Origin of the sequence: Thioclava sp. IC9 (genome assembly GCF_002213225.1) — a bacterium.
Classification (GTDB): domain Bacteria; phylum Pseudomonadota; class Alphaproteobacteria; order Rhodobacterales; family Rhodobacteraceae; genus Thioclava; species Thioclava nitratireducens.
Genome location: NZ_NBNX01000002.1, coordinates 111,532 through 134,034 on the forward strand (window position 1 = coordinate 111,532; position 22,503 = coordinate 134,034).

At 64.5% G+C, this 22,503-nt stretch carries 17 protein-coding genes; 5 read left to right on the plus strand and 12 right to left on the minus strand.

What is annotated here, in order from left to right; all coding sequences use genetic code 11:
• Positions 1-95 precede the first annotated feature (95 nt).
• The 8 genes from B6V76_RS06015 to B6V76_RS06050 all read right to left on the minus strand — a co-directional run bounded on the left by B6V76_RS06015 (position 96) and on the right by B6V76_RS06050 (position 12,829).
• Positions 96-3,509 (minus strand): error-prone DNA polymerase, encoded by a 3,414-nt coding sequence (locus tag B6V76_RS06015; protein WP_088726949.1) that lies wholly within the window; start codon positions 3,507-3,509, stop codon positions 96-98.
• Positions 3,506-4,984, minus strand: a complete 1,479-nt coding sequence (locus tag B6V76_RS06020; RefSeq protein ID WP_088726950.1) for a DNA polymerase Y family protein — start codon at positions 4,982-4,984, stop codon at positions 3,506-3,508. The genes B6V76_RS06015 and B6V76_RS06020 overlap by 4 nt, the downstream gene beginning before the upstream one ends.
• Before the next feature lie 96 nt (positions 4,985-5,080).
• Positions 5,081-6,307, minus strand: a complete 1,227-nt coding sequence (locus tag B6V76_RS06025) for a glycosyltransferase (RefSeq protein WP_088726951.1) — start codon at positions 6,305-6,307, stop codon at positions 5,081-5,083.
• Entirely contained in the window at positions 6,304-7,914 is a 1,611-nt protein-coding gene (locus tag B6V76_RS06030; RefSeq protein ID WP_088724744.1) for an ABC transporter ATP-binding protein, read from the minus strand. The genes B6V76_RS06025 and B6V76_RS06030 overlap by 4 nt, the downstream gene beginning before the upstream one ends.
• The gene (locus B6V76_RS06035) at positions 7,911-9,023 is read right to left on the minus strand and encodes an ABC transporter permease (protein WP_088726952.1); all 1,113 of its coding nucleotides are present in this window, start codon (positions 9,021-9,023) and stop codon (positions 7,911-7,913) included. Before B6V76_RS06035 ends, B6V76_RS06030 begins: the two co-directional genes overlap by 4 nt.
• On the minus strand, positions 9,023-10,180 hold the full coding sequence (locus tag B6V76_RS06040; protein WP_075776050.1) for an ABC transporter permease subunit: 1,158 nt from the start codon (positions 10,178-10,180) through the stop codon (positions 9,023-9,025). Before B6V76_RS06040 ends, B6V76_RS06035 begins: the two co-directional genes overlap by 1 nt.
• Positions 10,181-10,212: 32 nt before the next feature.
• Positions 10,213-12,129: an extracellular solute-binding protein gene (locus B6V76_RS06045; RefSeq protein ID WP_088726953.1), complete on the minus strand. Its 1,917-nt coding sequence runs from the start codon at positions 12,127-12,129 to the stop codon at positions 10,213-10,215.
• A gap of 151 nt (positions 12,130-12,280) precedes the next feature.
• Positions 12,281-12,829 (minus strand): cytochrome c family protein, encoded by a 549-nt coding sequence (locus B6V76_RS06050; protein WP_075776052.1) that lies wholly within the window; start codon positions 12,827-12,829, stop codon positions 12,281-12,283.
• A 206-nt stretch (positions 12,830-13,035) separates the two neighbouring features.
• On the opposite strand from B6V76_RS06050, the gene B6V76_RS06055 reads away from it, so the two are divergent.
• Positions 13,036-13,893: a prephenate dehydratase gene (locus B6V76_RS06055; RefSeq protein WP_088718994.1), complete on the plus strand. Its 858-nt coding sequence runs from the start codon at positions 13,036-13,038 to the stop codon at positions 13,891-13,893.
• Between the two features lie 12 nt (positions 13,894-13,905).
• On the opposite strand, the gene B6V76_RS06060 is transcribed toward B6V76_RS06055, so the two are convergent.
• Positions 13,906-14,373: an SRPBCC family protein gene (locus B6V76_RS06060; protein WP_075776054.1), complete on the minus strand. Its 468-nt coding sequence runs from the start codon at positions 14,371-14,373 to the stop codon at positions 13,906-13,908.
• A 67-nt stretch (positions 14,374-14,440) separates the two neighbouring features.
• Entirely contained in the window at positions 14,441-15,472 is a 1,032-nt protein-coding gene (nudC, locus tag B6V76_RS06065; protein WP_088726954.1) for an NAD(+) diphosphatase, read from the minus strand.
• A 232-nt stretch (positions 15,473-15,704) separates the two neighbouring features.
• Between nudC and B6V76_RS06070 the strand changes: the two genes are divergently transcribed.
• The 4 genes from B6V76_RS06070 to B6V76_RS06085 all read left to right on the plus strand — a co-directional run bounded on the left by B6V76_RS06070 (position 15,705) and on the right by B6V76_RS06085 (position 20,431).
• A complete protein-coding gene (locus B6V76_RS06070; protein WP_166504557.1) occupies positions 15,705-17,621 on the plus strand; it encodes a 5'-nucleotidase C-terminal domain-containing protein in 1,917 nt (638 codons plus the stop codon).
• Between the two features lie 174 nt (positions 17,622-17,795).
• Positions 17,796-18,809 (plus strand): ABC transporter substrate-binding protein, encoded by a 1,014-nt coding sequence (locus B6V76_RS06075; RefSeq protein WP_088726956.1) that lies wholly within the window; start codon positions 17,796-17,798, stop codon positions 18,807-18,809.
• Positions 18,810-18,881: 72 nt separating this feature from the next.
• Positions 18,882-19,670 (plus strand): ABC transporter ATP-binding protein, encoded by a 789-nt coding sequence (locus B6V76_RS06080; RefSeq protein ID WP_088727189.1) that lies wholly within the window; start codon positions 18,882-18,884, stop codon positions 19,668-19,670.
• Positions 19,670-20,431, plus strand: coding sequence for an ABC transporter permease (locus tag B6V76_RS06085; RefSeq protein ID WP_088726957.1), 762 nt, complete (start codon positions 19,670-19,672; stop codon positions 20,429-20,431). The genes B6V76_RS06080 and B6V76_RS06085 overlap by 1 nt, the downstream gene beginning before the upstream one ends.
• Positions 20,432-20,558: 127 nt before the next feature.
• Here B6V76_RS06085 and B6V76_RS06090 read toward each other — a convergent pair whose 3' ends face one another.
• Both B6V76_RS06090 and B6V76_RS06095 read right to left on the minus strand, forming a co-directional pair.
• Complete coding sequence (locus B6V76_RS06090) at positions 20,559-20,912, minus strand: hypothetical protein (RefSeq protein WP_088724217.1); 354 nt, start codon at positions 20,910-20,912, stop codon at positions 20,559-20,561.
• 81 nt (positions 20,913-20,993) lie between these two features.
• Positions 20,994-22,391 carry a plasmid recombination protein gene (locus tag B6V76_RS06095; RefSeq protein ID WP_141104888.1) on the minus strand — a complete coding sequence of 466 codons (1,398 nt, stop codon included), beginning with the start codon at positions 22,389-22,391 and terminating at the stop codon, positions 20,994-20,996.
• Positions 22,392-22,503 lie beyond the last annotated feature (112 nt).

Consider the following 22,503-nt stretch of genomic DNA (forward strand, 5'->3'; position numbering starts at 1 on the left):
AGACTTTCCTGACGTAGCGGAAACAATTGCGTTCAAAGCGAGGCGAATCGCCGCAGCGGGAAATGTGTCGCGCGGTGGCCGATAGAGACCGGATTTCAGTGGAAATCCCGGCTCGGGAAAAGTCGTTTCGCCTGCTCTCGCGGATGACGTGCGGTGGTCTGCGGACGGGGCCTAGGGGCGTCATCCGCTTGGGGTGCGGTGAGGCCCAGAACGTCGTCGAGCGGGTGCCCCAGATCGGCCAGTCGCGGGGAGAGATCCTCGATCTTTTCGGCGATCAGATGGACCACGGCCCCCTCCCGTTCGAGCCGCCCCGAGACCCGCAGAAGACGCCCGCCCATCACCGCCCGGCGGAACCGTTCATAGAGCTTCGGCCAGACCACGACATTGCTCACGCCAGTCTCGTCTTCCAGCGTGATGAAGATCACGCCGGAAGCCGTTCCGGGGCGCTGGCGGGTGATCACGAGGCCGCAAACCGTGACCCGCTTTTGCGGCGTGCCGATCAATTCGCAATGCGGCGTGAGGCCGGGAATGGCGGGGCGCAGCAGCTCCATCGGATGGGCGCGGAGGCTCAATCTGAGGGCCACGTAATCCTCCACGACCTCCTCTCCCAGATGCATCGCGGGCAGTTCCACAGCCGGTTCGAGGCCCCCTTCCCCGTCCATCGGATCTGCGAAAAGCGGCAGCGGCGCGGGGGCCCGGATCGCCTTCACGGCCCAGAGCGCATCGCGCCGCGTGAGGCCGATTCCGGCAAATCCATCGGCCTCGGCGAGCCGTTCGAGCACATGTGGAGGCGTGCCCGCGCGCAGCCACAGGCTCTCCGGATCGGGGTAGCCATTGCCCCTGGCTGCGACGATCCAGCCCGCATCCTCCTCGCGAAATCCCTTGATCTGACGAAAGCCCAGGCGCAGCGCCAGGGCCCCGTCCGCGCGGCGTTCCAGCGAGCTGTCCCAGCCCGAATGGTTCACGCAAACGGGCCGTACCTCGATCCCGTGTTCGCGCGCATCGCGCACGATCTGGGCAGGCGCATAAAAGCCCATCGGCTGCGAATTCAGCAGCGCGCAGGCGAAGATCGCGGGGTGGTGGCACTTCAGCCAGGAGGAGACATAGGTGAGATGCGCGAAGGCCGCCGCGTGGCTCTCGGGGAAGCCGTATTCGCCGAACCCCTCGATCTGGGAAAAGCAGCGATCGGCAAAATCGGGCGTGTAGCCGCGCGCCAGCATCCCCTCCACGAACCGGTCGCGGAAGGTGCCGATCGTGCCCATCTTGCGGAAGGTCGCGAGCGAGCGCCGCAGGCGGTCGGCCTCTTCGGGCGTGAAGCCCGCAGCGACCACCGCGATCTGCATCGCCTGTTCCTGAAACAGCGGCACGCCGAGGGTTTTGCCCAAGACGCCTTCCAGCTCCTTCGAGGGAAAATCGACCTTTTCGCGGCCCTGACGGCGGTTGATATAGGGGTGGACCATGCCGCCCTGAATGGGACCGGGACGGACGATGGCGACCTCAATCACGAGGTCATAGAACGTCTGCGGGCGCATCCTCGGCAGGAAGTTCATCTGCGCCCGGCTCTCCACCTGAAACACCCCCACCGCATCTGCGCGGCACAGCATCTCATAGGTCGGCGCGTCCTCCTGCGGGACGGTGGCGAGCGACATATCGAGCTTCTCGTGCCCCGCTAGCAGCTCGAAGCTCTTGCGGATACAGGTGAGCATCCCGAGGCTGAGAATATCGACCTTCAGGATGCCCAGCGTGTCGATGTCATCCTTGTCCCATTCGATGAAGGTACGCCCCTCCATCGCGGCATTCTCGATCGGACAAAGCGCGTCGAGGCGGCCTTTCGTGATGACGAAGCCACCGACATGCTGGCTGAGATGGCGCGGAAACCCGATGATCTCGCCGATCAGTTTCAGCGTCTGTGACAGCCGCCGATCGGTGGGGTCGAGGCCCAGCTCACCCATCCGCGCGTGGTCCGGCCCCTTACCGGAAATGCCCCAGATCTGGCCCGCGAGGCTTGCCGTGACATCGGCGCTCAGCCCCATCACCTTGCCCACTTCGCGGATCGCGGCGCGGGTGCGGAAATGGATCACGGTCGCGCAAAGCCCCGCGCGGTCGCGGCCGTAGCGTTCGTAGATCCACTGGATGACTTCCTCGCGGCGCTCATGCTCGAAATCGACGTCGATATCGGGCGGCTCGCCGCGATATTTCGAGATGAACCGCTCGAAGACCATGCCGATCTGGTCGGGGCTGACATCGGTGATCCCGAGCGCCCAGCAGATGATCGAATTGGCCGCCGAGCCGCGCCCCTGACACAGGATGCCCCGGCTGCGGGCGAAGCTCACGATGTCATGGACGGTGAGGAAATAGGCGGCGAAGCCCAGTTCGGAGACGAGGCGGAGTTCCTTCTCCAGCAGGCCTGCGTGCCGCTCCGAGATGCCCCCCGGAGAGCGCCGCGCCAGCCCCTCGCGGGCGAGCCGGTCGAGCCGATCCTGCGCGGGCTCGTTCTCAGCGACCTCGTCGGGATATTCGTAGCTGAGTTCGTCGAGATCGAAGCCGCAGCGCGCCGCGATCTCGCAGCTGCGACGCAGGGCTGCGGGGTGGCGGCGATAAAGCCGCGCCATGTCCTCGGCCCCCTTCAGACGCCGTTCGGCATTGGGCAGCGCGCGGGTGCCAAGCGCGTCGATGGTGCAGCCCTCGCGCAGGCAGGTCAGCACATCGGCCAGCTGCCGGCGCGACCCACGATGCATCAGCACGTCGCCGGTCGCCACCATCGGCGTCGAGGCCCTCAGCGCGAGCGCTGCGCAAGCGTCGAACCAGCGCTGATCCGAGCCGTCATAACGCGGCGGCGCGCCAAGGAAGACCTGCCCCGGATAGCGCCGCCGCATCTCTTGTAGCGGGCGGTAGGCACGGGCCAGATCGGCGGGCGGCAGGGCGATCAGGATCATCCCCGCGCAGCCCTCCAGCAGATCCGCGCGGGTCAGGTGACACTCCCCCTTCCCCGCCCGGCGCTTGCCGCGGGTAAGAAGCTGGCTCAACCGGTGATAGGCCGCGCGGTCGGTAGGCAGCGCCACCCATTCGACCGGGCAATCGCTCAGCACCAGCCGCGCGCCGACGATCAGCTTCGGCAGTTTTGCGGTTGTCGGCCGGGCCAGATCCTGTGGCGAGCCGATGGGCTGGCGAGAGCTTTCGTCGCGCTGCAGTTCCGAGCGGATACGCAGCGCCTCACCGATCTCGCGCTTGAGTTCCTTGAGCGCCGAAAACGCCCGAACCACGCCCGCGAGCGAGTTGCGGTCGGTGATCGCGATGGCCTCCAGCCCCAGTTCGGCGGCGCGCACCATCAGTTCCTCGGGATGCGAGGCCCCGGTGAGGAAGGTGAAGTTGGAGGTGGTGCAAAGCTCGGCATAGGCGAGCGGAATGGCGGGCGTGTTGGCGGTGGTCACGACCGCCGAGGGGGCGCTGCCCCCGCGCCCGTCGGGCGCCCCCCGGGATATTTCGACCAAGGCGAAGGGAGCGGTCATGCGAAGACCCCCTCGACATACCAGCCCGGATCCTGCGGCGTGTGGAACATCCAGAGCCGCAGCCCCTGCCCGGTCTCGACGCGCCAATAGTCGCGCATCCCGCGCCGCCAGTTCGGATCGTCGAACCACCATTCCGGGGTCAGCCGTTCCGGCCCCTCGATGCGTTCCGCGCTGAGCGACTGGCGGCGCCAGCGGAAGCGGCGCGGCGGATCGGGGGCGTCGGACATGAGGGGCTCCGGCGGGAACAGCCGCAGCGGGCGAGGGTGCGGCTGGTGCCAGTTGCCCTCGGGGTCGGTGAAGGCGGCAGGCGCAATCAGGAAGCTGCGCTCGGGGATATGGCTGTCGGCGGGCAGGTAGCGCTGGACGTTCTCCAGCCCGATGCGCAGCCCGATCCGGGTGATCAGATCGCCCAGCCTGTCGCGCCGCTCGGTGGCGATGGTGCCAATCTGGCGGGCGGGGAGCGCCTCGACCTGCGTGGCCGCGAGGCGCATCTGGTCGATCCCGAAGCCCGCGTCGATATCCTCGATGCCGCGCGCGAAGAGGGCCGCGATCCGGCTGGGGTCGCTGAGCGGGGTGGCCAAGCGCAGCTCGACCTCCTGGCTGGCCTGATCGACGCGGCGCAGGGTAAGGCAGAGCACCCGTGCGCCAACTTCGTTTTCCTTGAGTTTGGCGCAGAGCCGATCGAGCAGCCGTTCGATCCCCGCCATCACATCGGCCTGCTGGCCGATCGGTTCGGGCAGGGTCAGGCGGGTCCCGTAATGGGGCGGATCGGCCACGGGCGAGACCTGTTCGGGCAGATCGCCCAAGGCCTGATCGAGCCGCGCCATCACCCCCGCGCCAAAACGGCGCACGAGCGGTGCTCGCGGCGTGCGGGTCAGATCGCCGATCTCGCGCAGTCCCAGCCGCTGCAACCCTGTCACCGTCTCATGCGGCAGGCGCAGCGCGGCCACCGGCAGCTTGCCCAGAGCCGAGAGCCGCGCGCCGGGTGCGGCCCGACCGGGCGCGAAATGCGCCAGCGCCCAAGCCGCGCCGCGGGTGTCGGCAAGGCCAAGCCGCGCGGTGATCCGGGCGCGCTCCAGCCGGGCGATCATCTCGGCCATCATCGGCTCTTCACCGCCCCAAAGGTGATCCGAGCCGGTGATGTCGAGCACCAGACCGTCCTCGCCGTCCAAGCCCACCCAAGGGCAATAGCGCGTGGCCCAGCGGCGCAGCGTCTCGAGGAATTGCGCCTCGCGGGCGGGATCGGCGGGCGCGGTCTGCAGCGTGGGGCAGAAGGCGCGGGCCTCGGACAGCGCCATGCCGCGCGCCAGCCCCTGCCCCTCGGCCGCGGCGTTCAGACAGTGCAGCCGGTCGGTATTGCCCTCGCGCAGGACCAGCGCGAAGGGCCCCTCAACGGCTCGTGCCCGAAGAACCCGGTCGCTCGCCAGCCGGGGAAACCAGAGGGTGAGAATACGCCGTGTGCGCCCGTCGAGCATGTCGCTGAGCCTAGAGTTCGAGTCATTTGTTCGCGCTTTGTTCTTTTTAGGTCTCGCGGGATGCGGAGTCGAGTCCGTCTGGTGTCGGCATCGCGATCAGGCGGTTGCGATCGCGCCCTCGACGAAGGCGATCAGGCGCGGCAGGCAATGGGTGCGCAGATCGTAACGCTCGCACATATGGGCGCGGGCTGCCTCTCGCATCGGGGCGAATTTTTGCGGGGTCGCCAGCCCTTCGGCCAGCGCCTTCGACCAACCGGGAATATCGAAGAAATCCACTAGCCGCCCGGTCTGCCCGTCGGTGATCACCTCGCGCACCGGCGCGGTATCCGAGGCCACGATCGCACATCCGGCGGCCATCGATTCCATCAGCGACCAGCTGAGCACGAAGGGATAGGTCAGATAGGCATGGGTGCGGCTGACATGGAGCATGTCGACGTAATCGCCGTAAGGGATGCGACCCAGAAAATGCACGCGGTTCATATCCAGCCGGTCGCGCACCTCGCCCAAGAATTTCTGTTTCCAGCTTTTGGCATCCTTCGGCGGGCCGCCATAGCTCTGCCCCTCCTCGCCCACGATCAGCACATGCGCCTCGGGCCGCGCCGCAAGCACATCGGGCAGCGCGCGCATGAAGGAGTGATAGCCGCGATAGGGCTCGAGCGAGCGGTTCACGAAGGTCAGAACCTCGTCGCCGGGGCGGAAGGTGAGCGTGGTTTCCGGCACGGTGAAACGCGCCTGCGGGTTCGGCGCGAGCCGCGCGCAGTCCACCCCGTCATGGCAGATGGTGAGCTTGGCGCGCAGCTCCGGCGGGAAGGTCTCGGCCTGAAACTGGGTCGGGGCAAGCCCCGCATCGGCCTGTACCATCGACTGGACCAGATGGGCCGAGCGCGCGGTGGTGGAGATCCGGGTCTCGAGGCCGGGCTTCTGGAATTCCGCGTCGAAATCGGTGTCCATCCCGGTCGTGCGATACATCAGCTCGGCATAGACCAGCAGTTTCGCCTCGGGCCAGACCTCGCGCAGGAACAGCGTCTCACCCCAGCCGGAATGGCCGAAGATCACGTCCGGCACATAGCCGTGCCTGTCGCGCAGCTGCCGGGCGGCCAGCGCGACCTTTGCCCCGCGCGCGGCGCTTTCGGCGTAAAGGCGCGTGAGCCGCGAGGACATCTCGACCGGCTCGGGCTTGCGGTATTTCACCACCTTCACCGGCGAGGGGCGCTGGTTCGTCTCGACCGTCAGAGCCAGAACGTCATGCCCGCGCGCGGCCAGAGCCGGTGCCAGATGTACGAACTGGCCCGGGAAGTTCTGGTGAACGAAGAGGATCTTCATGCAATCTCGGGGGTCAGCGAACTCTCCCCCAAAGCGGCCACCATCAGCTGGCGCGTATAGGCGGTCTGCGGATTGGCGAAGACCTCCGCCGCGTTGCCCGCCTCGACGACGTCGCCGCGCTTCATCACCATGATCTTGTGGCTGAGCGCGCGCACCACCCGCAGGTCGTGACTGATGAACAGATAGGCAAGCCCGTGGCGTTTCTGCAGGTCGCGCAGCAGGTCCACGATCTGCACCTGCACCGTCATGTCGAGCGCGGAGGTCGGCTCGTCCAGCACCACCACCTTGGGACGCAGGATCATCGCGCGGGCGATGGCGATCCGCTGGCGCTGCCCGCCCGAGAATTCATGCGGGTAGCGCTCCATCATCGATGGATCGAGCCCGGTTTCCTCCATGATCTCGGCGACCATCTCGCGGCGGTTGCGGCCCGGCTCGACGCCGTGGACGGTCAGACCTTCGCCGATGATCTGCTCTACCGTCATACGCGGCGAGAGCGAGCCGAAGGGATCCTGGAACACGATCTGCATGTCGCGGCGCAGCGCGCGCAGCTTGTTCGCCTGCCAGCTGGAGATGTCCTGGTTCTCGTAGATGATCGGCCCTTCGGAGGGAATGAGCCGCATGATCGCGAGCGCGAGCGTGGTCTTACCCGAGCCGGATTCGCCCACGATGCCCAGCGTCTCCCCTGCCCTCACCGAAAGCGAGGCGTCGTTGACCGCCTTCACGTGACCGATGGTCTTGCGCAGCAGACCGCGCTGGATCGGGAACCAGATCTTCAGATGCTCGGTGCGCACCAGTTCGGGCGCGTTCTCGGGCACCGGTTCGGCGCGGCCGGTGGGTTCGGCCTCCAGCAGCTTCTTCGTATAGGGGTGCTTGGGATTGGCGAAGATGTCTTCGGTCTTCCCCTGCTCCACGATCTCGCCATGCTGCATGACGCAGACCCGGTCCGCGATGCGGCGCACCACACCGAGGTCGTGGCTGATGAACAGAAGGCTCATCCCCATGTCGCGTTTCAGGTCGGCCAGCAGTTCGAGGATCTGCGCCTGAATCGTCACGTCGAGCGCGGTCGTGGGTTCGTCCGCGATCAGCAGGTCCGGCCCATTGGCGAGCGCCATCGCGATCATCACGCGCTGGCGCTGCCCGCCCGAAAGCTGGTGCGGATAATCCTGCAGCCGGTCTGCCGGGTTCTGTATGCCGACCTTGTCGAGCAAGTCGATGATGCGTTTCTTGGCCTGCTCGCCGGTCACGCCCTGGTGTAGCGCGAGGCTTTCGCCGATCTGCTTTTCCAGCGTGTGCAGCGGATTGAGCGAGGTCATCGGCTCCTGAAAGATGAAGCTGATATCGTTGCCGCGCACCCGCATCAGTTCACGTTCCGAGGCGCCGACCATCTCGCGACCCTCGTAGCGGATCGAGCCTTCGACCTTGGAATTGCCGCCGACCAGCGCCACGGTCGAGAGCGCGGTCACGGATTTGCCCGAGCCGGACTCGCCCACCAGCGCGACGGTCTCGCCCGCGTTCACGGTGAAGCTCACGCCTTTCACGGCCGGGGTGAATTTGCCCTCGGAGCTGAAGGCGACCTTCAGGTTTTCGACCTCGAGAACCGGTTTCATCGGAACACCTTTCTGGGATCGAACGCGTCACGGATGCCCTCGAAGACGAAGACCAGAAGCGAGAGCATGATGGCGAAGGTGAAGAAGGCCGAGAAGGCCAGCCACGGCGCTTGCAGGTGCTGCTTGCCTTGCAGCGCAAGCTCCCCAAGCGACGGCGCGGAGGACGGCAGGCCGTAACCCAGATAGTCGAGCGAGGCGAGCGCACCGATCGCGCCGGTGATGACGAAGGGCAGCATGGTCAGCGTGGCCACCATCGCATTGGGCAGGATGTGGCGGAACATGATCACCCGGTCCGACACGCCGAGCGCCCGAGCAGCGCGGACATATTCGAAATTGCGCGCGCGCAGGAACTCGGCCCGGACGACGCCGACCAGCGCGGGCCAGCCGAAGAGGATCGAGACCATGACAAGGAGCCAGAAACTTCGGCCCAGGATCGCGAAGAGGATGATGATGACGTAGAGCGCGGGCGTGGAGGACCAGATCTCCAGAATACGCTGGAAGAACAGGTCCACCTTGCCACCGAAATAGCCCTGCACGGCGCCTGCAGCGATCCCGATGATCGAGCCGATCCCGGTCACGATCAGCGCGAACAGAACCGAGGTGCGGAAGCCGTAGATCACCCGCGCCAGCACGTCGCGCGCGGTGTCATCCGTGCCCAGCCAGTGATCGGCATCGGGGGCCGAGGGCGCGGTGCCCACATCGTTGATCGTGTTGTAGCTGTAGGGGATCGGCGGCCACAGGAGCCAGCCCTTCTCGATCTTCTCACCATCGACCTTGCCCGTCTTCAGCGCCTCGTTGGCGAAAGCCTTCGGGTCGTCCGCGTCGAAGCAACCCTCGGTGCCGCCCGTCTCGATCAGGCATTGCACGGTCGGGTCGCGATAGATCGCCTCGGTGCGGAAATCGCCGCCGAAGGCGGTCTCGGGGTAGAAGTTGTAGATCGGGAAATACAGCTCGCCGCGGTAGCTGACCACGATGGGTTTGTCGTTCGCGATGAACTCCGCGAACATCGAGGCCACGAACAGGATCGCGAAGATGATCGCCGACCAGAAGGCGCGGCGATTGGCCTTGAAGTTGCGCCAGCGGCGTTGGTTGAGAGGAGACAATGCCATCAGCCGGACCTCTTCTCGAAATCGATCCGCGGATCAACGAACACATACATCATGTCGGAGATGATGTTCACGACGAGCGAGATCAGCCCGAACATGTAGAGCGTGCCGAAGATTACCGGGTAGTCGCGCTCCACCGCCGCCTGGAAGCCCAGAAGGCCCAGCCCGTCGAGCGAGAAGATCGTCTCCACGATGATCGAGGCACCGAAGAAGATGCCGAGGAACTGCGCCGGGAAGCCCGCGATCACGATCAGCATCGCGTTGCGAAAGACGTGCCCGTAAAGCACCTTCTTCTCGGCCAAGCCCTTGGCGCGGGCAGTCATCACATATTGCTTGTTGATCTCGTCGAGGAAGGAGTTCTTCGTCAGCAGCGTCATGGTCGCGAAGCTCGCGATCGTCGTCGCCGTCACCGGCAGCGCGATGTGCCACAGGTAATCGAGCGCCTTGCCGATCATCGAGAGCTGGTCGAAATTGTCCGATGTCAGACCACGCAGCGGGAATATCTTGAAATAGCTGCCACCCGCGAACAGCACCATCAGCATCACCGCGAACAGGAAGCCCGGGATCGCGTAGCCCACGATGATCGCGCCGGAGGTCCAGGTGTCGAACGGGGTGCCATCGCGCACCGCTTTGCGGATGCCCAGCGGGATCGAAATGATATAGGCGAGGATCGTCGACCACAGGCCCAGCGTGATCGAGACCGGCATCTTGTCGATCACAAGGTTCACGACGCTCTCGTTGCGGAAGAAACTGTTGCCGAAATCGAAGGTCAGGTAGCCCTTCATCATGATCGCGAAGCGCTGCCAGGCCGGGATCTTCTCCTTGTGGCAGGCCGGGTCCGCCAGATCGGGCGTGCCGGTGAACCCGTCATCGCAGACGATCCGCGCGAAGCCCATCTGCACTTCGAGCTGATTGAGCAGCTCCGGAGAGATGCCGCGCGCCCCCTGATAGCCGCTATCCTCGACGCCGCCCTGGTTCTGCGTGCCCGCATCCCCACCGCCCGAGATGTTGCGCATCGAATCCGCCTCGCCCTGAACGCGGGCAATGACCTGTTCGATCGGCCCGCCGGGGACGAATTGCGTCAGCGTGAAGTTGATGATCATGATTCCCAACAAGGTGGGGATCACCATCAGCAATCGCCGCAGGATATAGGCGCCCATGACCGGCCCTCTGCTCGTTTATCGGCGGTCGCTCAGAGCGCTCCGCTCGCTTTCAGTTTCTTGGCCTTGTCGGCGTCATACCACCAGAAATCCAGTTCTCCCAGAGCGTAGGGCGGCAGTTTTTCCGGGTGATCGTACATGTCGTAATAGGCGACCGTGTAGGTGGGCTTGAACCACTGCGGCACCCAGAAACGCAGGGCGCGCAGGCTGCGGTCCAGCGCATGGACGCGCGGCAACAGCTCCTCCTCGGTGTTCGCCTCTTCGACCATGCGGATCATCTTGTCGATCGCCGGGTTCTTCAGCCCCATCGCGTTGAACACGTCATCGGTCGAGCCCGAACCGAAATACTGCTGCAGGTTCGAGCCGGGGATTTCGTCCTGCCCCAGATGGGTGGTGATCATGTCGAAGTCGTGGCTGCGACGGCGGTTCTCGTATTCGCTGTCGTCGACGCGGTCCATTCTGGCATCGATGCCGAGCGCGCGCAGGTTCTGCACATAAGGGTTGATGACACGATCGAAGGTCTGGCTGTCGTTGAGGATCGCAACGGTCAGCTTCTCGCCCTTGTTGTTGCGGCGCATCCCGTCGTCGCCGACGGTCCAGCCCGCCTCTTCGAGCAGTTTCGCCGCCTTGCGCATGTTCTTGCGGTCGAGTTGGCGCTTGCCCGAGACCGGCTGGATCACCGCGTCGTCGGTCAGGATGCCGTCAGGCAGATCCTTGGCGAGCGGTTCGAGGATTTTCTTCTCCTCCGCCGAGGGCTTGCCCTGCGCCTGCAGCTTGGAGTTTTCCCAGAAGCTCTCGACCCGATCATAGAGCCCGTAGAAAAGCGTCTCGTTCGACCACTCGAAGTTGAAGACGAGACCGAGCGCCTCGCGCACGCGGATATCGTCGAATTTCGGCTCGCGCAGATTGATCGCGAAGCCCTGCCCAGAGGCGATGTTGCCGTTGGGCAGTTCCGCCTTCACGACCTCGCCCGACTGCATCGCCGGGAAGTCGTAGGCGGTGGCCCAGATGATCGAACTCGCTTCGTTGCGGAAGGTGTAGGTGCCCGATTTGAAGCCCTCGAAGGCCGACTGGTAATCGCCGAAATACTCGACGCGGATCTTGTCGAAGTTGGAGCGGCCCTTGTTGATCGGAAGGTCCTTGCCCCAATAGTCGGGATTCCGCTTCCAGGTGATCGCGCGATTGCTTTTGACGCTGTCGAACATGTAGGGGCCCGAGCCGATGAAGGGCACCGGCGAGGTCTGCGACAGGTCGATGTTCTCCTTTTCGAACTGCGCCTTGGAGAAGATCGGCAGCGACGCAACCGATTGGATGATATCGCGGCGCGGGTAATCGGGCTGGAACTCGAAACGGATGTGCTTGTCGTCGATCGCCTTAGCGGATTTGACCTGCTGGGCGATCACCGCACGGAAAGAGCTCAGCCCCTTGTCGCGCAGCTGCTCGTAGGAGAAGACCACATCCTGCGCAGTCAGCGGCGTGCCGTCGGAGAACTTGATCCCGTCGCGCAGGGTGAAGGTGACCCAATCCTTGCTCGGCGGATATTCGAGGCTTTTACAGAGCAGGCAGTAAAGCTCGCCAACCGTGTCGGCGGTACCTTCCATCAACGACTCCAGCGGCACCGAGGACAGTGCGGCCGCTCGGCCCTGGATCGAATAGGGATTGTAGTTGTCGAAGCCGCCCGGCGCCCATTCCGAAATTTCCCCGCCCTTGGGCGCATCCGGATTGACGTAGTCGAGATGGGCGTAATCGGCGGGATACTTCAGATGCCCCAGCGTCGCGATCCCGTAGGAGGTGATCGTGTCGCCGCCCTGGGTGCTATCCTGTGCATGTGCGCCGAAGGCCAGCCCCGCCCAGATCAGACCCGCTGCAACCAGCCCGCTCAGCGCGCGCGGCGCCACCTGCGTCCAATCCAGATCGATCGCTTTACTCGCCACTCGCGCTTTTGCCATGCACTCCTGCTCCCTGCTCCAAAGCGTTTTCGCGTCTGCCTAGCTAAAAGCCTTAGCGCGCAGGGAGCAAGTTACGAATCTGTAAAGCACGGCGGGAAATGCAAAAGGCCGCCCAAAGAGGCGGCCTTGAGAGATTTCTTGAGGACTTGCCTCAGTTCGAATGCTCTTGCAGGTAGGCAATCACGTCGTTGCGGTCTTCGGGCTTCTTGAGACCGGCGAAGGACATCTTGTTGCCCGGGATGAAGTCTTTCGGGTTGGTCAGCCACTCGTTGAGCGCTTCGAGCGTCCATTCGCCGCCATGGCTCTTGAGCGCGTCCGAATAGGAGTAATCCGCGACCGAAGCGATCGGGCGACCGACCACACCGTCGAGATGCGGGCCGACACCGTTCTTGCCTTCGAGCGAATGGCAGGCCTTGCACTTGCCAAAGATCTTCTCGCCCTTAGCGGCATCGCCGGTGCCCAGTTCGACCTGTGCGACTTGCTCTTCCTTCGCGGCGCCATCGCCTTCTTCCGGCGCGGCCAGTAGATCGCCGGGCGCTGCGGACATCATGTCCTTCATCGCGTGCTCGCTCCCACCCGAAGCGTCGTGGCTTTCGCCGACGGTGTAGAGCGCGCTGGAGGCCCAGGCCGTAAGCAGGAAGAACAGCAACGCGCCCAGAAACGCGCCCGCCGCCTTGGTGAAGGTCATCGTGTTGAACATGTCTCGTCCCTGATATGCGTCGTCGTCCCGCGCATCTATCCGCACAGGGCCCTTTAGATCAAGCGAACTTTACCAGATGTGATCGGATTTCCGAAGAGTGACCGGGGGATGACGCAGCGTGAGCCCTCTGCGCCCCGGCTCTTCCCTTCCGCGCAGGCACGGGCTAGGCAGGGGCGCGAGACGAGATCAGTGCGGGGGGATTGCCCATGAGCAGCCAAGGACAAACGCCGAGAACCGGACGGATCGCTTTTCAGGGCGAGTTGGGCGCGTATTCGCATCAGGCTTGCCGCGACGCGCGTCCGGACCTCGAGCCGGTCCCTTGCCGCACCTTCGAGGACGTGATCGCCTCGGTGAAGAAAGGCGACGCCGATCTCGCGATGCTGCCGGTGGAGAACTCCACCTACGGGCGGGTGGCCGACATTCACCGCCTGCTGCCGGAATCGGGGCTGCATATCCTCGACGAGGCCTTCGTGCGCGTGCATATCAGCCTGATGGCCCTGCCCGGCGTGGAGATCGAGGAGCTGGAAAAGGTCCGCGCGCATCTGGTGCTTCTGCCGCAGGCGGCGAGCTTCCTCGCGCGCTACGGGATCCGGGGCGAGGCCGCCGCCGACAGTGCGGGCGCGGCCGCCGAACTCGTGCAGGCGCAGACCCGCAGCGTCGGCGTGCTGGCCTCCGACATGGCCGCCGAGACGTATGGCCTCAACATCCTCGCCCGGCATATCGAGGATCACGCGCATAACACCACGCGCTTCCTGATCATGGGCACCGAGCCCGACACCCGCCCGCGCGGCGAGAAGATGATGACCACTTTCGTCTTCCGGGTGCGCAACATCCCGGCAGCCCTCTACAAGGCAATGGGCGGGTTCGCGACCAATGGCGTGAACATGACCAAGCTCGAAAGCTACATGGTCGGCGGGCACTTCACCGCGACACAGTTCTACGCCGATGTCGAAGGCCATCCCGACGATCCGGCGCTGGCGCGCGCGCTCGAGGAACTGGATTACTTCACCAGTTATCTGGAAATTCTGGGCGTCTACCCGGCCGCACCGGAACGCAAGAGCTGAGGGGGCCGGGCGTCAGGCGATCTTCTCGTGCTGACGCTCGATATCCTGCGCGAATTGCTCGATCCGTTCCTTGAAGCGGCGTTCGAGGTTGCCCTTGCCGAGCTTGGCCGACTGGATCATCAGCCGCGCGCCGAGACTGCGCGGCTTCAACTCCAGCCCCACCTGCAACCGCGTCCGGGTTCGCGACAGATCCGTGAGATCGAAATCCATCACCGCCTCGAAACTGTTCGAAACGCCCTCGTAGACGATCAGTTCCGGCACTTCGAAACGCTTCACATCGGTGATCATCTGGCGCTGCTTGCCACGAAAACGGAAACCGATATCCCAAGACATGCCTGCGCCCGGTTCGTTCAGCGTATCGAGCCGTTTCAGCGTGATCCCGCGGCGCATCGCCACCCGCTCGAAGCTCCCGAAATCCGCGAGCCGTCCGAAGACGAAACCGGCGGGCGCGGAAATATCGGTGCGGGTCGACAATTTCATGAGACGAATTCCTCGGATCAGCAGTCAGGGCACCGGGGAGCGGCGCGCCGTGCGCGGCAAACTGGCCTCATTCCAGCCGATCTGCAAGCCACTCGCGCATCAGCCAACCGGCGATCGCGCCCTGGCGTGGCGCGGATATCTCAGGGTCGCGCCCGGCCACAACCTGCAGCAGACGCTCCCGGTTGATCCAGCGTGCATCGGCGATCTCGACCGGGTCGATGGTGATCTCGGTGGTCGTCGCCACGCCGCGACACCCCAGCATCAAAGAGGCCGGGAACGGCCACGGCTGCGAAGCGACGAGAGAGACCTCCCCCACTTCGACGCCGCTTTCCTCGAACACCTCGCGGCGCACGGCGGCCTCGACCGTCTCTCCCGGTTCCATGAAGCCCGCGAGGCAGGAATACATCGTCTCGGGCCAATGCGGGCCGCGCCCCAGCAGGAGCCGGTTGCCGTCGGTGATCAGCATGATCACGACCGGGTCGGTCCGCGGAAAATGGTGCCGCTCACAAACCGGGCAGCGCCGATGCCAACCCGCCTGTTCGGACTGGCTCTCGGCACCGCAGGTGGAGCAGAAACGATGCGTCCGGTGCCATTCCACGAGCCCGCGCGCGGTGGCGGCGATCTCCGCCTCGACCGGGCTCAGAAACCCCATCCGGCCACGCAGCTCGGCGAAGACGATATCGTCGGGCAGATCGGGATGGCGCTGCTCGGACGCGTCGAAGAAGGCCGCCCCATCGGGCCGTTCGCCATCGGGCTCGAAAGCCGAGACATCGCGGGAAAACAGAGCACACCCGTCGTGGCACCCGAGGAAAATCTCCGGTCCCGGCATCGCCTCGAGCGCCGCCTCGCCCGCGCGCAGAAGGTGCAGCCCTTCGGGCCCGAACAGCGGACGCCCGCGCCAAAGCGCAACCACCCGCGCAGCTTCGCCTGCGCGCAGCTCCGCGAGCCGCTCTGCATCGCCCCGCAGATGGGCCGCCCGCTCGAGCGCACCCGGCGCTTCGGCGAAGGCCAGCCCCCGCGGATCGAGCACGCGTCCTTGAGACAACCGGGCGGGTTGAGAAATCGGCGGTAGCGCGTCGGCGAGGGAATCGGGCGGCATGAAAAACTCCTGCGGATCGCCCTACCCATGCCACGGGCCGCCAGCCGGAGACCAGTGTCGATCAGGTGAGGCGCAAGCCAGAGCCGCCACGTGCCCGGACCTCGCAAACGCGTTACGTCAATTTAAAACTTGGCAAACGACCGACCTCTACTCTAGCTTGCGTGTGGGACACACGACCGCCAAGGGGCGGCATTTAAACGATAAAAGGTCAATTACGGGCCAAGGGGATCACATGGGGAAACTGTCTGACCGGGATTGGCCCGGCCAGTTTTCGGATAAGCGCGTCACACTCGCGCTGAGGGTTCTTGAGACGACCGATCTGCATGGTCAAGCGCGGGGCTACGATTACTTCAATGACCGCCCGGCCCCGCGCAGAGGCTTGGCAGCGCTGGCTTCGGAGATTGCGCAAGCGCGCAGCGAAGCCCCTAATTGCCTGCTGTTCGATTGCGGCGACTTCCTTCAAGGCACGCCCCTGACCCAGCTCTGGAGCGAGCCGGGAGAGACGGCGGACAGCCACGACGGCGAAAATCCGATGATCGCGGCAATGAACGCTTTGGGCTACGACGCGGCCGCGCTTGGAAATCACGAATTCGATTTCGGGCTGGCGTCGCTCGAGCGCGCTCTGGAAACCGCGCATTTTCCCACCGTCTGCGCCAATCTGCATGCCTCGTCGGATACGCCGATCCGGCCTTGGGCGATGATCGAACGCCGCTTTCGCGACAGTCACGGTACCGAGCGACATCTGCGGGTCGCGGTGATTGGCGTGCTGCCGCCGCCCAGCCTTGCGTGGCTCGAGACGCGACCCGAGGCCGAGCTTTCGACCTCCTCACTTCTGGAGGCGATGAAGGCGCAGCTGCGTCTGATCCGTGCAGCCGGGGCCGATCTGGTCGTCGCCCTCGCCCATACGGGGATTTCTCCGCTGCCGCTGGATCAGAACGCGCCGCAAGGCTCGGCCCCCGCCGCCGAGCGGGCGGCAGTCACGATCGCGCAGCTCGACGGGATCGACATCGTGCTGGCTGGGCATGACCACCTGCGCTTTCCCGATCCTTCCCGTCCGAGTTTCGCGGGGATCGATCCGGTTCTGGGCACGCTTCACGGCAAGCCCGCGCTCAACGCCGGGGCCGGCGGGACGCATCTGGGAGTGCTCGATCTCGTTCTGGAAAAACGGAAGGAAGGCTGGGCACTCGCGGCGCACCGGGCGGAGTTGCGCCCAGCGCAGGGCGAGAGCGGGCCGGACAGCGCGGCCGTGCTTGCCTCCTCGGCCCGCGCCCATCGCCGCACGCTCGATCATATCCGCCGCCCCATCGGCACCACCGCGGAGCCGCTGCACAGCTATTTCACCCAGATCGCGCCGGACCGGACACTCGCCCTGACCATCGCGGCGAAACGGCGATATGCCCGCGAAAAGCTCGCTGGACGCCCCGAAGCGGACCTGCCCCTACTCGGCGCTGCGTCGAGCTTCAAATCGGGCGGTACGGCAGGCTCTGCGCATTTCATCGACATCCCTGCCGGCCCGCTGCGGATGAGCCATCTCGACGACATCTACCTGTTCAACAACATGGTCGCCGCGGTCGAACTCAGTGGCGCGGAACTGCGCGACTGGCTCGAACAGGCGGTCTCGATCTACAACCAGCAGCGCGCCGACGGGCGGTTGCGGATGCTCTGCGATTTCGCCTTCGCGAGTTACCATTTCGACGTGATCGCGGGGCTAACCTACGAGATCGACCTGTCGCAGCCACCGCGCTTCCGCCCGGATGGCAGCCTGAACACGGCCGCACGGGGACGCATCCGCGACCTGCGCCACGAGGGTGCCCGCGTCAGTGATACAGACCGCTTCATCGTGGTGAGCAACGATTTCCGCCTCTCCGGCGGCGGCGGGTTCAAGCAGCGGGGTCGCCCCGTCTCCCTCGCTCCGGAGCCGATGCGCGTGCGCGACCTGCTGCTGCAGGAAATCGATGCGCAGCAAGGACCGCTCCGCATCGACGCGCCGCCGATCTGGCGGTTCGCTCCCCTGCCCGGCGCGCGCGCCTTGTATCATACGGGCCCCGGCGCATCGGCCTACCTGTCGGAGCTCGCGCGAGTCGGATTGCAAGCCGAACCCGGACCGGTCGATGCGAACGGGTTCCTTCCGCTCGAGATCGCCCTCTGAGGGCGCGCCGATGTGGCGCCCAATTTTCTTGCATTTGCGCAGCACCCCGCACAAAACTTAATCACGGAACCGTGAGCGCCTCGCCTGCTCGCATGGCGCGCGCGGTTTGAGTTTACCCCCGCGCACCGCCGGTCAGGATCGGGGCGAAAACGGATTAACGGAGTGAGGGATATCATGCTGCACATCAAACCGGGGCTTTTCGCGGCGCTCGCGCTCGGCCTCTCGGCCACGCTGGCACAGGCCGAAACCAAGATGCCTTTCGCGCTGGACTGGAAATTCGAAGGCCCCTCGGCGCCCTATTTCCTCGCTATCGACGAGGGGTTCTACGGCGAGGCCGGGCTGGAGGTCGAAATCTCCGAGGGCAAGGGCTCGCTCGACGCGATCCCGAAAGTGGCAACCGGCGCCTATCCGGTGGGCTTCGCCGATATCAACTCACTGATGAAATTCCTCGACCAGAACCCCGGCGCGCCCGTCACCGCCGTGATGTTGGTCTATGACAAGCCGCCCTTCGCGGTGGTCGGCCGCAAGTCGCAGGGCGTGAACGAGCCCAAAGACCTCGAAGGCAAAGTGCTGGGCGCGCCGCCCCCGGATGGCGCCTGGGCACAGTTCCCGATCTTCGCCAAGGAAGCCAGCCTCGACATGGACAAGATCAAGGTCGAACCGGTCGGCTTCCCCACGCGCGAGCCGATGCTGGCCGAGGGCAAGGTCGATGCAGTCACCGGCTTCTCCTTCTCCTCGACGCTCAATCTCAAGCGTCTGGGCGTGGGCATGGAGGACCAGTCGGTGCTGCTGATGGCCGATTACGGCGTGGCGCTTTACGGCAACGCGATCATCGTGAACACGGATTACGCGAAGGCGCATCCCGAAGAGATTACCGGCTTCATCAAGGCGACCGCCGAGGGCTGGAAAGCCGCTATCTCTGATCCGGGCAAGGCGATCGACGCGCTTCTCAAGCGCAACCCAGCCGCCGACAAGGATCTGGAGACCGAGCGACTTCAAATGGCAATCGATGCCAATGTCCTGACCGATTACGTCAAGGAAAACGGTATGGGCGGGATCGACGCGGACCGGATGGCCACCGCGATCGAGCAGACGAAAACCGTCTACGAGTTCCAGAACGCGCCCGATGCGGCTCTCTATTTCGACAGCGCGTACCTGCCCGACGCGGCAGAGCGGAAGATCGACTGATCCGACATCCTTCAGGGGCGGGCGCCGCGGATGCACCCGCCCCTATTCTCTGCCTTCTCGCGCCGGACCCTCATGGAAAATCTCATCGACATTCGCGGCGTAACCCACGCCTATCAAACCAAGCATGGCCCCCTGCCCGTGCTCGACCAACTGGACATCCGCGTACCGCAGGGCGAGTTCTGCGCCGTGGTCGGCCCCTCGGGCTGCGGCAAATCCACCCTCACCCGTCTGGTGGCGGGGCTGATGAAGCCCGACCGGGGCGAGGTCTGGCTTCATGGCGAGAAGGTCACCAGCCCGCGCAAGACCGTCGGCATGGCGTTCCAGAACCCGGTGATGCTGGAATGGCGCTCGATCATCGAGAACGTGATGCTGCCTCTGGAGATCGTGGCTCCGGGCATGGCGAAATCCGAGAAGGCCGCGCGCGCCGAGCACTTGCTGGAGATGGTGGGCCTGAAGGGGTTCGAGACCAAGCGCCCGTCGGAACTGTCCGGCGGGATGCGCCAGCGCGCCTCGCTCTGTCGCGCCATCGTGCACAAGCCGGATGTGCTGATCATGGACGAGCCCTTTGGCGCGCTCGACAATTTCACCCGCGAGGATCTGTGGCAGACGATGCGCGACCTGCGCGCCGCCGAGCCTTTCACCGCCGTTCTGATCACCCATGACCTGCGCGAGAGCGTGTTCCTCGGCGATCAGGTCATCGTCCTCTCGGGCCGCCCAGCGCATACGCAATACGTGCTGGATGTGGACCTGCCGAAGGATCGCACGATCGACGTTCTCTACGAGCCGAAAGCCGTCGAGATGCTGCATCTTCTGCGCGACCAAATCCGGATCGCGCAGGGCCGCGACGCGGGGGTACACTGATGGACGCCAAGAAAATCTTCACCCCGATCCTGTCGATCGTCGCTTTCCTCGCGATCTGGGAATTCATCGTCTGGGCGAATGGCTGGCCGAACTACGTCATGGCCTCACCGTCGGACCTGCCCGCCGCCTTTATGCGCTACTGGAACCTGTTCCTGATCGATAGCTGGCAGACGCTATGGCGGACGGTAGCAGGGCTTGCGATCTCGATCGTGTTTGGCACCTTTCTCGGCATGCTCATGGGCTTTTCGCGCACCGCGCGCGATGCACTTTATCCGCTTCTGGTGGGCTTCAATGCGGTGCCGAAGGCGACAGTCGTGCCGGTACTGGCGCTGCTGTTCATCGGCGCGCATGACTTCAACACCGTGCTTATGGCCTTCATGATCTCCTTCTTCCCGATCGCCGTGTCAGTAGGGATCGGCCTGTCCACGCTGGAGCCCGAATATCGCGATATCCTCGGCGCGCTGGGGGCCTCGAAATTCACCATCTTCCGCAAGATCGCCCTGCCCAAAACCCTGCCCGAGTTCTTCGGCGCGTTGAAAGTCTCGGTGACGCTGGCCTTCATCGGCACCAACCTCGTCGAGATCATCTCGCCCCACGGCAAGGGCCTCGGCGCGCTGTTCCTGTCGGGCCAGACCAACGGGGATTATCCGCTGATGTTCGCAGTGCTGATCGCCTTGGCCTTCCTCGGAATCCTTCTCTATTACGCGGTCGTCGCGCTGGAGAAAGTCTTCGCAGGTTGGGCCGAACGGCAGCCGGGGTAAGGGGCGCTGCCCGACCGTTATTTGTCGCACACGCATCACCTGCAATTTGATTGTTGAAAAGCCCGCCAGAGCACTGGCGGGCTTTGCTTTCATCTGCGGGCGGCAGAGGCGTTGGACGAAACTCGGATTAACTCTCGCTCTTTTCGGTCGCCGTCGGCTGGGGCCTTTCCTCGGTCTTCGCCTCAACGCTCACGCGCGCAACGGAAGCCGGGGATTCCGGCTCGGGAGGCAGGCTGGCGAGGTAGTCCGCGATCCGCTTGCTGTCAGCGACGCTGGACGCATCGGAAAGCGTCTCAAGGAAGGTTTCGACCTCGCTCCGCGGAGCCTTGTCGAGCCATTTGCCGAACGCGTCGAGGACATAGCGCCGCCGACGCAGCTGAGCTTTGTGCTCCTTCTCGGCGACCTTCGTGATCTTGTCCTGGATGCGGCAGTATTCGTTGAAGATCGCATCGCGTTTCGACTGGGGGATTTGAACCGTCATAGGGTATTCCTTTCGTTAATAAGTCCGGTTGGACCCTAAAGCTGGGGCCTCACGGGCAGAGTAAAAACGGGAATCTTTTGCTCACCGTTCGTCTTCCTTTTCGGGCCCCTGATCACCCTTCCGAACGGCTCGCATCGCACGCTCCAGCTCCGCTCCGGGCTTCATGGTCTCGGCGATGAAGCGTTTCCTGAGAGCTTCTGGCAGCGCACCGACGACCTTGTTGCGGAGCGCATGAAGCGCGGTCTCAGCGCGCATGACGGCATTCATGCGCGTCTCGACCTCCGCCTCTGCGCGACGGGTCGCGGTTTGCCGAAAGGCACCGTAGGTCCGCTCCAGATGACGGATCAGCTTGCGTGCTGCGGGCGCGGGGTTGGTGAGCACGCGTTCCAGACCTTTCCGGGTCTCGGGAGCAGCTCGATCGTCGCGCCGGATTGCGAGGCGCCCCTCCTCTCCGGGCCGCAGGTTTCCTCGTGCGGCTTGCTCGGCGATCTGCAGCACCTCGTCCGCCGCCTGCGTGCGCATTTGAGCCTGTTCAGACGCGGTGCGCGCCTCTTGTGTCTTTCGATCGGCTTCACGCTTCGCGCGCGCAGCTTCATCCCGCTCTGCCTGTGCCGATTTTCGTTCGGCCTTGAGCTTGCGGGCTTCGCTCATCAGGCGAAGCTCTTCGTCTGCCCGCCAGATGTGAGCGGGGATGTGCCTGCGCTTCTTCGGGACCTCGACCCTTGGGTCTGTCTTGCGGGCCTCCTTGGCCTTCCGGCGTGCCTCTGCGCGTCGCTCGCCTCGGGTGAGACCCAGCTCAGCGAAGAAGGCTCCGATATCGTCTTGCGCCTTCTCATAGTCTTTGAGAAGCGGATGCGCGGAGGGCTGGAGCATGCGTTGGTGCCCGCTGCGCTTTGAGTGTTTCTCGTGCCATGGGGCGATAATGCCATGGATGTGGAAGGTCGTCTCATCACGATCGGCGCGGGCATGGACCAGCATGTCGCCGAAGCGGCTCTTCAGCCAATCGAGCGCAAGAGCTTCGAACTCGTTTTCTCGCGCCGCCTGCTCGCGGATGTCGAAGAGCTTTGCACTGTCGCTCGTCTCCTCGAACCACTCCTTGTTGGCGGTGATGATGAACTCGCGCAGGGGGCCGCCTTTCGATGCACGCCAAGGATCGCGAGGGCCTTCGATAAGGCGTTTCTGCGCTTCGTTGGAGCCTCGCGTGCGCTGAAGGCCTTCAACTTCCTGGTTGAGATTCTGGAGGCGAACCAGTTCGACCTCAGATTTCAGAGAATCGAGCCAGTCTTCTTCGCCGTGCAGGTGGCGGTTCAGGTGAGTGCGATCATGGTCGACGTGGTGCATGTCGCGTTGCTTGCGCTGGAGGTGCAGTTCGTAGCGGCGCAAGTGATGCGGGAACATCTCGCGAAAGACGAGGACGACGGGGTGGACGCCAGGTGCTGCTTCGACACTGGATTGAGCGAACGACGGGTGTATTGACATTTCAGCCTCATAAGAGATGGGCCTTGGAATTTGGGCCTACCTCGACGGAGGCAAAGTTTGACGCGTGAACAACTTGTATCTTCGGTTCACCAAGGTTTTAGAACGGTTGCAA

Excerpts from the sequence above, each read along its gene's own strand:
- B6V76_RS06015 (WP_088726949.1), bottom strand. The coding sequence starts at position 3,509 with ATGACCGCTCCCTTCGCCTTGGTCGAAATATCCCGGGGGGCGCCCGAC.
- B6V76_RS06020 (WP_088726950.1), bottom strand. The coding sequence starts at position 4,984 with ATGCTCGACGGGCGCACACGGCGTATTCTCACCCTCTGGTTTCCCCGG.
- B6V76_RS06025 (WP_088726951.1), bottom strand. The coding sequence starts at position 6,307 with ATGAAGATCCTCTTCGTTCACCAGAACTTCCCGGGCCAGTTCGTACAT.
- B6V76_RS06030 (WP_088724744.1), bottom strand. The coding sequence starts at position 7,914 with ATGAAACCGGTTCTCGAGGTCGAAAACCTGAAGGTCGCCTTCAGCTCC.
- B6V76_RS06035 (WP_088726952.1), bottom strand. The coding sequence starts at position 9,023 with ATGGCATTGTCTCCTCTCAACCAACGCCGCTGGCGCAACTTCAAGGCC.
- B6V76_RS06040 (WP_075776050.1), bottom strand. The coding sequence starts at position 10,180 with ATGGGCGCCTATATCCTGCGGCGATTGCTGATGGTGATCCCCACCTTG.
- B6V76_RS06045 (WP_088726953.1), bottom strand. The coding sequence starts at position 12,129 with ATGGCAAAAGCGCGAGTGGCGAGTAAAGCGATCGATCTGGATTGGACG.
- B6V76_RS06050 (WP_075776052.1), bottom strand. The coding sequence starts at position 12,829 with ATGTTCAACACGATGACCTTCACCAAGGCGGCGGGCGCGTTTCTGGGC.
- B6V76_RS06055 (WP_088718994.1), top strand. The coding sequence starts at position 13,036 with ATGAGCAGCCAAGGACAAACGCCGAGAACCGGACGGATCGCTTTTCAG.
- B6V76_RS06060 (WP_075776054.1), bottom strand. The coding sequence starts at position 14,373 with ATGAAATTGTCGACCCGCACCGATATTTCCGCGCCCGCCGGTTTCGTC.
- nudC (WP_088726954.1), bottom strand. The coding sequence starts at position 15,472 with ATGCCGCCCGATTCCCTCGCCGACGCGCTACCGCCGATTTCTCAACCC.
- B6V76_RS06070 (WP_166504557.1), top strand. The coding sequence starts at position 15,705 with ATGGGGAAACTGTCTGACCGGGATTGGCCCGGCCAGTTTTCGGATAAG.
- B6V76_RS06075 (WP_088726956.1), top strand. The coding sequence starts at position 17,796 with ATGCTGCACATCAAACCGGGGCTTTTCGCGGCGCTCGCGCTCGGCCTC.
- B6V76_RS06080 (WP_088727189.1), top strand. The coding sequence starts at position 18,882 with ATGGAAAATCTCATCGACATTCGCGGCGTAACCCACGCCTATCAAACC.
- B6V76_RS06085 (WP_088726957.1), top strand. The coding sequence starts at position 19,670 with ATGGACGCCAAGAAAATCTTCACCCCGATCCTGTCGATCGTCGCTTTC.
- B6V76_RS06090 (WP_088724217.1), bottom strand. The coding sequence starts at position 20,912 with ATGACGGTTCAAATCCCCCAGTCGAAACGCGATGCGATCTTCAACGAA.
- B6V76_RS06095 (WP_141104888.1), bottom strand. The coding sequence starts at position 22,391 with ATGTCAATACACCCGTCGTTCGCTCAATCCAGTGTCGAAGCAGCACCT.